The following is an 8,754-nucleotide window of genomic DNA, read 5'->3' as shown; positions in this document are numbered from 1 at the left end:
AGGTCGGAGATGGAAGCGCGGTAACGTGTGGAGTCGACCGGTACTAATAGGCCGAGTGGCTTGACCACACAATACGTTCAAGGCATGTCGCTGTGTGGTGTTCGCGTCCCTGTGTGGTTCCCGGAAAGCAAACGGGAACCTGTTGGTCTTTACAAGTGAATTTCGAGCCTGGTCTCGAACGTTTGGGTTTGCCTGCCCCTGGAGGTTTGGGGGTTGTGCGTGTGAACGTTCGGTGGTTTTGGCGAGAGGGAAACACCCGGTCCCATCCCGAACCCGGAAGTTAAGCCTCTCAGCGCCGATGGTACTGCATGGGGGACTGTGTGGGAGAGTAGGACGCCGCCGGACTCATTGTAGGGAAGGGCCCCGCCTTATGGCGGGGCCCTTTCTCATTTCTGCGGTATTCGCGTGGGGCTCAGATCTCGTCGCCCGACAGCACGGTGTTCGCGTCCACGATCCGGTACGCGTAGCCCTGTTCGGCGAGGAAGCGCTGCCGGTGGGCGGCGTAGTCCTGGTCCAGGGTGTCGCGGGCCACGACGGCGTAGAACCGCGCTCCCTGGCCGGACGCCTTGGGCCGCAGCAGCCGTCCGAGGCGCTGGGCCTCCTCCTGGCGGGAGCCGTAGGCCCCCGACACCTGGACGGCGACCGTCGCCTCGGGAAGGTCGATGGAGAAGTTCGCGACCTTCGAGACCACCAGGACGCTGAGCTCGCCGGAGCGGAAGGCGTCGAAGAGCCGTTCGCGTTCGCGGACGCGGGTCTCGCCCTTGATGACGGGGGCGTCCAGCAGCGCGCCGAGTTCGTCGAGCTGGTCGATGTACTGGCCGATGACGAGGGTCTGCTCGCCGCGGTGCCGGTCGACGAGGGCCTGGACGAGCTTGGTCTTGGTGTCGGTGGTCGCGCAGAAGCGGTAGCGCTCCTCGGGCTCGGCGGTCGCGTAGGCGAGGCGCTCGGAGTCGGTGAGGGTGACGCGGACCTCGACGCAGTCGGCCGGCGCGATCCAGCCCTGCGTCTCCATGTCCTTCCAGGGCGCGTCGTAGCGCTTGGGGCCGATGAGGGAGAAGACGTCGCCCTCGCGCCCGTCCTCGCGGACGAGGGTGGCGGTGAGGCCGAGGCGGCGGCGGGCCTGGAGGTCGGCGGTCATCCGGAAGATGGGGGCGGGCAGGAGGTGGACCTCGTCGTAGACGACCAGGCCCCAGTCGCGGGCGTCGAAGAGTTCCAGGTGGGCGTAGGCGCCCTTCCGGCGCGTGGTCATGATCTGGTAGGTGGCGATCGTGACCGGGCGGATCTCCTTCTTCGTGCCGGTGTACTCGCCGATCTCGTCCTCGGTGAGGGAGGTGCGGCGGAGGAGCTCCTGCTTCCACTGGTGGGCGGAGACGGTGTTGGTGACGAGGATCAGCGTGGTGGCCTGGGCGCGGGCCATGGCGGTGGCGCCGACGATGGTCTTGCCGGCGCCGCAGGGCAGGACGACGACGCCGGAGCCGCCGTGCCAGAACGCGTCGGCGGCGTCGCGCTGGTAGGAGCGCAGCTCCCAGCCGTCCTCGGCGAGGGAGATCGGGTGGGCCTCGCCGTCGACGTATCCGGCGAGGTCCTCGGCGGGCCAGCCGAGCTTGAGCAGGGCCTGCTTGAGGGCGCCGCGCTCGCTCGGGTGGACGGCGACGGCGTCCGCCCCGATCCGGTCGCCGATCATGCCCTTGATCTTCTTGGCGCGCAGCACCTCCTCCAGGACGGCGCGGTCGGAGGAGGACAGCACGAGCCCGGACGTCGGGTGCTTCTCCAGCCGCAGCCGCCCGTACCGGGCCATGGTGTCGGCGACGTCCACGAGGAGGGCGTGCGGGACGGGGTAGCGGGAGAAGCGCAGCAGGGTGTCGACGACCTGTTCGGCGTCGTGTCCGGCGGCTCGGGCGTTCCAGAGGGCGAGCGGCGTCACGCGGTAGGTGTGGACGTGTTCGGGCGCCCGTTCGAGTTCGGCGAACGGCGCGATCTCCTTGCGGCACGCGTCGGCCTGCTCGTGGTCGACCTCAAGCAGGAGGGTTTTGTCGGACTGGACGATGAGCGGACCGTCGGACACGTGGAAGCAGCCCCCCGTCAGGGATCGGTGGTGGATACCCGCCGCTGCACGCTACCCGAGGCGTGCCGGCGCGGCGGCCTCTTCGTCAACCGCCGCCGCCCGGCGAATCTTCCCGGGCGCCCCGCCCGACCTGCGTGTTCGGCCGGGTGTCAGACGCCGGTGGTGGAGCCGTAGTCGGGTTCGGCGCTGGCGATGAGGAGGATGTAGAGGATCACACCGATGATCCCCAGGACGATGGACGCGGCGAACAGGATCCAGCTCCACATCGTCAGTCTGCGGGCCGACTCGGGGTCGGTCTGGACGCGCCCCATCGCGACCGCGGCGAGGACGACGCCGGGGATCGCGAGGACGTTGCAGCAGGTCACGACCCCGATGATGTTGCAGATCAGCGCCGCGATGGTGGAGCCGCTGCTGCTCGGCGCGTGGGGGACGCCGGGTGGTCCGTAGCCGGGCTGTCCGTAACCGTAGCCGTATCCGGGCGGGGGCTGGCCGTAGGGGTTGCCGGACGCCCCGTATCCGCCGGCGTCCCAGCCGGCAGTCCCGCCGTAGGGGTCCTCCCAGCCAGGCGGCGGATTCCCTCCGTAGCCGCTCACAGGCGGCCTCCCCTCATTCCGCGATCGTCGGCCGATGCCGAGTCGAGGGTGGCACGTTACCGGTCCGGTACGTCACCCCGTTTGACACTCCGGGTGCTTCGCCGGTTCCATCCGGCCGAAGTCGGCCGTGCCCCGCATGTCCGGGGCGTCAGGCGGCGGGGTCGTCGTCCAGTTCGGAGACGCCGGTGATGCGGTGCAGCGCGAACCGGTGCACGGCGGCGCGGGTGGCGTCGAAGCCGGTGAGGAACCCGCCCTCGACGCGGACGGGTTCCACGATGCGGCTGGACGCCTGGCCCTGCTGGTCGAGGTAGCCGATCCAGACGCGGCCGCCGCGTTCGACGGCGGCGCGGAGCCGCTCGATGGTCGCGATCGCGGGGGAGCGCGGCGGGTCGCCGGCGGGCGTGTCCGCGCGGAGCCTGGCCTGTTCGGCGCCGTGCCGGGACGCCTCGTCGCCCGCGCGCAGCGCCCGCACGGCCGCGGAGATCATCGTGTCGTCCGCGGTCTCGCCCGGACGGACCCGGACGATCTCGGCGGTGGGCGGCGGCTCGGAGCGCTGCGCGTCCGGCCGGGTCACGATCACGCCGCCGCCGGGGGACTCGGCGACCGGCGCGAGGCCCATCGCGCGGAAGCCGTCGAGCAGGTCGGCGCGGTGCAGGCTCGACGCGAGGACGGTGGGCGCGAGCCGGTGCAGGCGCAGCGGGTCGGAGCGGCGGTCGGCGAGGATCTCGTCGAGTGTGGCGGAGGAGTCGGTCCTGACGTAGGACGCGAGGGTCCCCACGCGTAGGTGCCCGTGGCGGCGGGCGACGTCGTCGATCAGGTAGGTGAGCGGCTGCGGCAGCGGCGTCGCGGAGTGCCGGGCGAGCAGGTCGGTGACGTCGGCGGCGGTGCGGCCCGCGTCCAGCGCCCGCCGGAGCGACTCGGGCGTGAACCGGTAGACGGTCGCGCCGCCGGTGGACTCCACGTCGGCGGCGAGCGCCAGCTCCCGCGACAGCTCGGTGACCAGCGGGCCGGGCGCGATCGCGGTCAGGTCGGCCTGGATGACGATCTTGTCGATGGGCGCGGGGAGGTACTTCTCCAGGACGGGTTCGGGGTCGTCGCCGGCGAGCAGGTCGCGGGCGAAGGGGGCCAGCTCGCCGAACCCGGTGAGGCCGAGCACGGCGGCCTCGCGCAGCGTCCAGCCGAGCAGCCGGTCCCTGGCGGGGCCGCCCCGGCGGGGGCGCAGCCACGCCACCCGGGCGCGCAGCGTGTCGGCGTCGACGGCCACGCCCGGGTCCGCTCCGGCGAGCACCTCCAGGGTCGTCCGGCGGACGGCGGGGGCGCTGCCGCGCACCATCGCCTCGCTCAGCGCGTTGATCAGCCGGTCGCGGTCGTCGCGCTCCCCGGCGAGCCCGGCGGCGCGGTCGGACTTCAGCCAGCCGCGCGCCAGCTCGGTCCAGCGGCCGGGGGTGTCGCGCATCAGCCACAGGTCGTAGGCGGGGGTCGGCAGCCACTCGCCGTCCAGGTCGCCGCTGCGGGTGAGCAGGCCCGCCGCGTAGGCGACCTCGGCGAGCAGCGCGGCCTTCCACTCCGGGACGTCCAGCAGCGTCGCGGCGGCGCGCAGGTCGCGGACGGCGAGGCCGCCGCTGCGCAGCACGGGCGGCGGGTCGAGCCCCCACCGCTCCAGCAGCTCCTCGGTGAGCCGGACGGCGTTGAACGCCTCCCCCGCGGCGGCCCGCACCACCATGTCCTCGCGGCGCGGCGCGGGCTGCGCTCCGCCCGCGCCCGAGGTCAGCGGCGGCGGGGTGGCGGACACGTCCTGGAAGAGGCGTCCGCCGCGCAGGTGGAGGGCGATCTCGCGGGGGAGGGTGACCGTGCGGTCGTCCTCGGCGGCGAGCAGGCCGCGCGCGAGCAGCGCCTCGATCGGGGTGGTGGCGGTGCCGATCCGGACGGGACGGCGCGCGTCGGCGACGCGTCCGACGGGCGGCCCCCACATGAGCTGTTCGAGGGCGGCGCGGGCGTCCGGGCCGGCGTCCTCGATCAGGGGGCCGGGGTCGTCCAGCAGTTCGGCGAGGCGGCGCAGCAGCCGGCCGGAGTCGGCGAAGCCGCGCGGCGCCTCGCCCTCCAGGTCGGTGACCAGCGCGCCGAGCCGCTCGGCCGAATAGCCCGCGAAGACCTCCTGGACGGGCGGCCCGAGCCCCGCCGGATGCGGCAGGCCCTGCCGGAGGCCCGGGGCGGTGGCCGGGCGGTCCTCGCCCCACACCAGCCCGAACCGGCGGAGCGTGCCGAGCGCCGCCTCGACCTCGCCGGAGGTGGCCTCCAGCGCGGCGGCGAGCGCGTCCGGCTCCACGGGCGGCGGCAGGACGAGCAGCGCCTCCAGCAGCGCGAGGTTGAAGCGGTCGAGCCGGTCGAGCGCCCGGGAGATCGCGGCGGGCGTGGCGGCGCGGGCGGCGAGCGCGGTCAGGTCGGCGGGGACGGGCGCGAGGAGTTCCGGGCGCGCGGACAGCAGCGCGCGAAGGTCGTCGTCCCCTCGCGCGCGCAGCCAGTCCGCGTAGGTCTCCATGCGTTCCCCAACCTTAGGTGCCGTGCGGCCCGTGCCGTGCGCCGCGCGTCACCGCGCATCCGACACCGGGCCCCATCAGCGTAGGAGTACGAACGTGCTGGGTGTTACGCGCGTCCGTCCGCCGGTCGGGGAATCGCCGGGCGGGGGTCAGGACGCGGGCGTGCGCGCCGCGGTCACCAGCCCGAGCCCCAGCCGCGCCCAGCTCCGCACGAACCGCTGCTCGTCGACGCGCGCCGGCGGCTCGTACATCGACTCGGTCGCCAGCCAGTAGTTGACGACCGCGCCGCCGAGGACGGCCGCGACCGCGGGCCAGTCCTCGTCGGCGCCGAGAAGTTCCGGCTGGGCGGACAGCCAGGCCGCGATGCCGTCGTAGAGCGGGTTGACGATGCCCTCGCGCATCTCCGCGACGAGGTTCGGGAACTGGTCGAGGTCGCGGAACAGCACCCGGATCAGGTCCTGCTCCTCGCGCATCTTCGCCAGCCCGGCCTGGCACGTCATCCGCAGCCGGGTCTCCAGCGGTCGGTCGGCGAAGGCGGTCGCGTGCGCGAGCGCGTCGCCGACCTGCCGCCGCGTCCGCTCGATGTGCTCGCGGACGGCGGCGGTGAGCACCTCCTCCTTGGACCGGAAGTGCCGGTAGAGGCCGCCCGCGCCCGGGGAGAGCCCCGCGGCGGCCTCGATCTCGGCGACCGAGGTGGCCGCGTAGCCCCGGTCGGCGAACAGCCGCAGCGACTCGACCACGATCCGCTCGCGGGTAGACGTCGTCATGGTGATGAATTCCTCCGCGAGAACAGTAAGGCATCGCCGACCTGCGAGTCCCTGCCCGCCGCCCGGCGCGCCCGAATCGGTGATCTGTCTCGCTCCGGGCCTGGGGCGACTAGAGTTCTGTGCTCTGCGCCCCGTAGCCGAAGGGGCGTCGCCGGAAGGGTCGACGGATGTTCGTTTCTCCACGGAAGGCGGGCCCCGGGGTCTTCCTCCCCGAGGAGTTCGTGGTCCCCACGCTCGTCGCCGGGGCACGCTTCCAGATCCGCCCGATCACGGTGTCGGACGTGGTCAAGGACTACGGCGCGGTGATCGGCAGCCTCGGACGGCTGGCCGGGCGGTTCGGCCCCGAGTGGGGCTGGCCCGGCGATGAGTTCACCTTCGAGCAGGCGCTCATCGACGTCGCCTGGCTGCAGAAGGAAGGCCAGCTCAGGCGGTCCTTCAGCTATGTCGTGATCACACCGGACGGGGAGCGCCAGCTCGGCCGGATCCACGTCGCCCCCTCCGACACCCCCGACGCCGACGCGGTCGTCGTGTTCTGGGTCCGCGCCGACGAGGAGAACTCCGCGCTGGAGAAGGAGCTCGACGTGTTCGTCCGCGAATGGGTCACGACGGCATGGCCCTTCGAGACCGTCCGTTTCCCGGGACGCGAAGGCGACTGACCGGCGGCGGCCAGGTGAGGGTTTCCTGACCTTCCGGTAGGGGGTGTCCGTTTCGGTGCTCCCGGTGGCGGGTCAGCGGAGGCGGCGGAGGGCGCCGACGGCGGCCCGGCCGGCGAGCAGGTAGACCAGGCCGGCGAGCCCGTAGTTGACCGCGATCTCCGCCTTGGCGTTCGAGGGCTGGAAGACGTCCTTGAACTCCCAGGCCAGGCCGTGCGCGCGGGCCCCGGCCCAGCGGACGATCTCGTTGCCGGGGTTGGCCTCGAACGCCGTGAACACGATGTGGGCGGCGAGGATCGCCACGACGACCGTCGTGGCGAGCGAGACGGCGGCCGCGACCAGGTCCACGGCGCGCCGCCGGACGGCGGCCCCCCGGATCCTGAACCGCGCGCGCCGCGCGGACGGCTCGCGCTTGGCCGAGGGTTCGCGCCCGGCCGGCGGCTCGCGCCCGGCGGAGGGTTCGCGTCCGGCCGGCGGCTCGCGCTCGGCGGACGGCGCGGTCTCGGCGGGCGAGGGGCGGCCGAGCGGCGGCCGGGGGCCGAGGGAGGTCGCCCGCGCGGCGGGCGCCGTGCCCGGTTCGGGCGCCGGTTCGGGGCCGGGCACCGGATCGGTGGCGGGCGCCGGTTCGGGGGCGGGTCGGGGTTCGGTCATGGGGCTCTCCTGGACGGGGCCGGTCGGGCCGCCCTTGGGTCTCCGGTGGGGTGTTCCAGCCCTCTGTTTTCCCTGGTCAGGCGGTTTGTGCGGGGGAGGTCGGGTATATCGGCCATACGGGTGGCCGTCCTCGCCGATCGGGCAGGCCAGTTCCGGTCGGCGGGAAAAACGGCGGCGCCTGCGTGAGAAGGTCCCCGCGCTCTCCTACTCGGATCCCGTCGCATCGCCACTACCGGGAGGGCGCGGGTCCTCGCGTTCGGGCCCCTCCGGCCCGCCCCGGCGCCTTCGGCGCGGGTGCGCGGCTTTTCCATCATGACCGACCTTTACCCTGTGTGGCGTGCCGGAACTGTCCTCTTCGCGAATCCGCCCGTCCGTGCCGACCGGCGGCGTGCCCGCCGTCGGCTTCGACCTCGACCTGACGCTGGCCGACACCCGCGCGGGGATCAGCGCGGTGTACGCGGCGCTCGCCGCCGAGACCGGCGTCGCCATCGACACCGCGCAGGTCGTCCGGCGGATCGGGCCGCCGCTGGAGGTGGAGCTCGCGTACTGGTTCCCGCCCGGCGACGTCCCGGCGATGGCGGCACGGTACCGGGCGATGTACGCCGATGTGGCCGTTCCGGCGACCGTGGTCATGCCGGGCGCGGTCGCGGCGCTGGAGGCGGTCCGGGCGCGCGGCGGGCGGATCGTCGTGGTGTCCGGGAAGAACCAGGCCGACACCGAGCGGACCGTCCGCTACCTCGGGCTGGAGGTGGACGCCGTGGTCGGCGGCCTGTTCGGCGCCGACAAGGGGGTCGCGCTCCGCGAGCACGGCGCCCGCGCCTACATCGGCGACCACACGGGTGACGTGGACGCCGCGCGGGCGGCGTCGGCGGTGTCGGTCGCGGTCGCGACCGGCTCGTTCGACTCCGCCGCCCTGAGCGCCTACGGGGCCGACGTCGTCCTGCCGGACCTGCGCCCCTTCCCCGGCTGGCTGGACGGCTTCCGGCTCGGCTGATCCACCGGCGGATATTCGTGTTCACCGGGTCGTGGCGAGGCACTAATCTTGGGGCCAATTCATGACGATTACCAGACGAGGTCTCCGGTGCCGACTGGCAAGGTCAAGTGGTACGACCCCGACAAGGGTTTCGGCTTCCTCACCCGCGACGACGGCGGTGAGGTCTTCGTGCACTCCTCGGCCCTGCCGGGCGGGGTGACGACGCTCAAGCCCGGCCAGCGCATCGAGTTCGGGGTGGTCGAGGGGCGGCGCGGGCAGCAGGCGCTGTCGGTGCGGGTCCTGGACACCCTGCCGTCGGTCGAGAAGACCATCGCCAAGCAGCGCCGCAAGAAACCCGACGAGATGGTCCTGATCACCGAGGACCTGATCAAGCTGCTGGACGGGATCTCCACCACCTACCGGCGGGGCAAGCACCCGGCCCCGGCCGAGGCGAAGAAGATCGCGACGGTGCTCCGCGCGGTCGCCGACGACCTGCACCCCTGACCCCGGGGTCC

At 73.3% G+C, this 8,754-nt stretch carries 8 protein-coding genes and 1 rRNA gene; 4 read left to right on the top strand and 5 right to left on the bottom strand.

Annotation, left to right across the window (positions count from 1 at the left end):
• Positions 1-228: 228 nt before the first annotated feature.
• Positions 229-345, top strand: a 5S ribosomal RNA gene (gene rrf / locus KLI87_RS33780).
• Between the two features lie 67 nt (positions 346-412).
• On the opposite strand, the gene KLI87_RS33775 is transcribed toward rrf, so the two are convergent.
• From KLI87_RS33775 to KLI87_RS33760, 4 genes are all read right to left on the bottom strand, one after another.
• Positions 413-2,065 carry a DNA repair helicase XPB gene (locus tag KLI87_RS33775; RefSeq protein WP_214620266.1) on the bottom strand — a complete coding sequence of 551 codons (1,653 nt, stop codon included), beginning with the start codon at positions 2,063-2,065 and terminating at the stop codon, positions 413-415.
• A gap of 149 nt (positions 2,066-2,214) precedes the next feature.
• A complete protein-coding gene (locus KLI87_RS33770) occupies positions 2,215-2,658 on the bottom strand; it encodes a DUF4190 domain-containing protein (RefSeq protein ID WP_156219899.1) in 444 nt (147 codons plus the stop codon).
• Between the two features lie 148 nt (positions 2,659-2,806).
• The gene (locus KLI87_RS33765; RefSeq protein ID WP_214620265.1) at positions 2,807-5,197 is read right to left on the bottom strand and encodes a helicase-associated domain-containing protein; all 2,391 of its coding nucleotides are present in this window, start codon (positions 5,195-5,197) and stop codon (positions 2,807-2,809) included.
• Positions 5,198-5,344: 147 nt separating this feature from the next.
• On the bottom strand, positions 5,345-5,962 hold the full coding sequence (locus KLI87_RS33760; protein ID WP_156219901.1) for a TetR/AcrR family transcriptional regulator: 618 nt from the start codon (positions 5,960-5,962) through the stop codon (positions 5,345-5,347).
• A 167-nt stretch (positions 5,963-6,129) separates the two neighbouring features.
• Between KLI87_RS33760 and KLI87_RS33755 the strand changes: the two genes are divergently transcribed.
• On the top strand, positions 6,130-6,618 hold the full coding sequence (locus KLI87_RS33755) for a GNAT family N-acetyltransferase (RefSeq protein WP_156219902.1): 489 nt from the start codon (positions 6,130-6,132) through the stop codon (positions 6,616-6,618).
• A 72-nt stretch (positions 6,619-6,690) separates the two neighbouring features.
• Here KLI87_RS33755 and KLI87_RS33750 read toward each other — a convergent pair whose 3' ends face one another.
• On the bottom strand, positions 6,691-7,266 hold the full coding sequence (locus KLI87_RS33750; RefSeq protein WP_214620264.1) for a hypothetical protein: 576 nt from the start codon (positions 7,264-7,266) through the stop codon (positions 6,691-6,693).
• A gap of 337 nt (positions 7,267-7,603) precedes the next feature.
• Between KLI87_RS33750 and KLI87_RS33745 the strand changes: the two genes are divergently transcribed.
• Both KLI87_RS33745 and KLI87_RS33740 read left to right on the top strand, forming a co-directional pair.
• The gene (locus KLI87_RS33745; protein ID WP_308166406.1) at positions 7,604-8,260 is read left to right on the top strand and encodes an HAD hydrolase-like protein; all 657 of its coding nucleotides are present in this window, start codon (positions 7,604-7,606) and stop codon (positions 8,258-8,260) included.
• An 87-nt stretch (positions 8,261-8,347) separates the two neighbouring features.
• The gene (locus KLI87_RS33740; protein WP_214620263.1) at positions 8,348-8,743 is read left to right on the top strand and encodes a cold-shock protein; all 396 of its coding nucleotides are present in this window, start codon (positions 8,348-8,350) and stop codon (positions 8,741-8,743) included.
• Positions 8,744-8,754: the final 11 nt, after the last annotated feature.

Source organism: Actinomadura sp. NEAU-AAG7 (genome assembly GCF_018603865.1).
In the GTDB taxonomy this organism is placed as follows: domain Bacteria; phylum Actinomycetota; class Actinomycetes; order Streptosporangiales; family Streptosporangiaceae; genus Spirillospora; species Spirillospora litoris.
The sequence above is the reverse complement of the archived record's forward strand: the minus strand, read 5'-3'. Positions and strand labels throughout refer to the sequence as shown.

Coding starts and splice junctions, on each gene's coding strand:
- KLI87_RS33765 (WP_214620265.1), bottom strand. CDS start 5,197: ATGGAGACCTACGCGGACTGGCTGCGCGCGCGAGGGGACGACGACCTT.
- KLI87_RS33760 (WP_156219901.1), bottom strand. CDS start 5,962: ATGACGACGTCTACCCGCGAGCGGATCGTGGTCGAGTCGCTGCGGCTG.
- KLI87_RS33755 (WP_156219902.1), top strand. CDS start 6,130: ATGTTCGTTTCTCCACGGAAGGCGGGCCCCGGGGTCTTCCTCCCCGAG.
- KLI87_RS33750 (WP_214620264.1), bottom strand. CDS start 7,266: ATGACCGAACCCCGACCCGCCCCCGAACCGGCGCCCGCCACCGATCCG.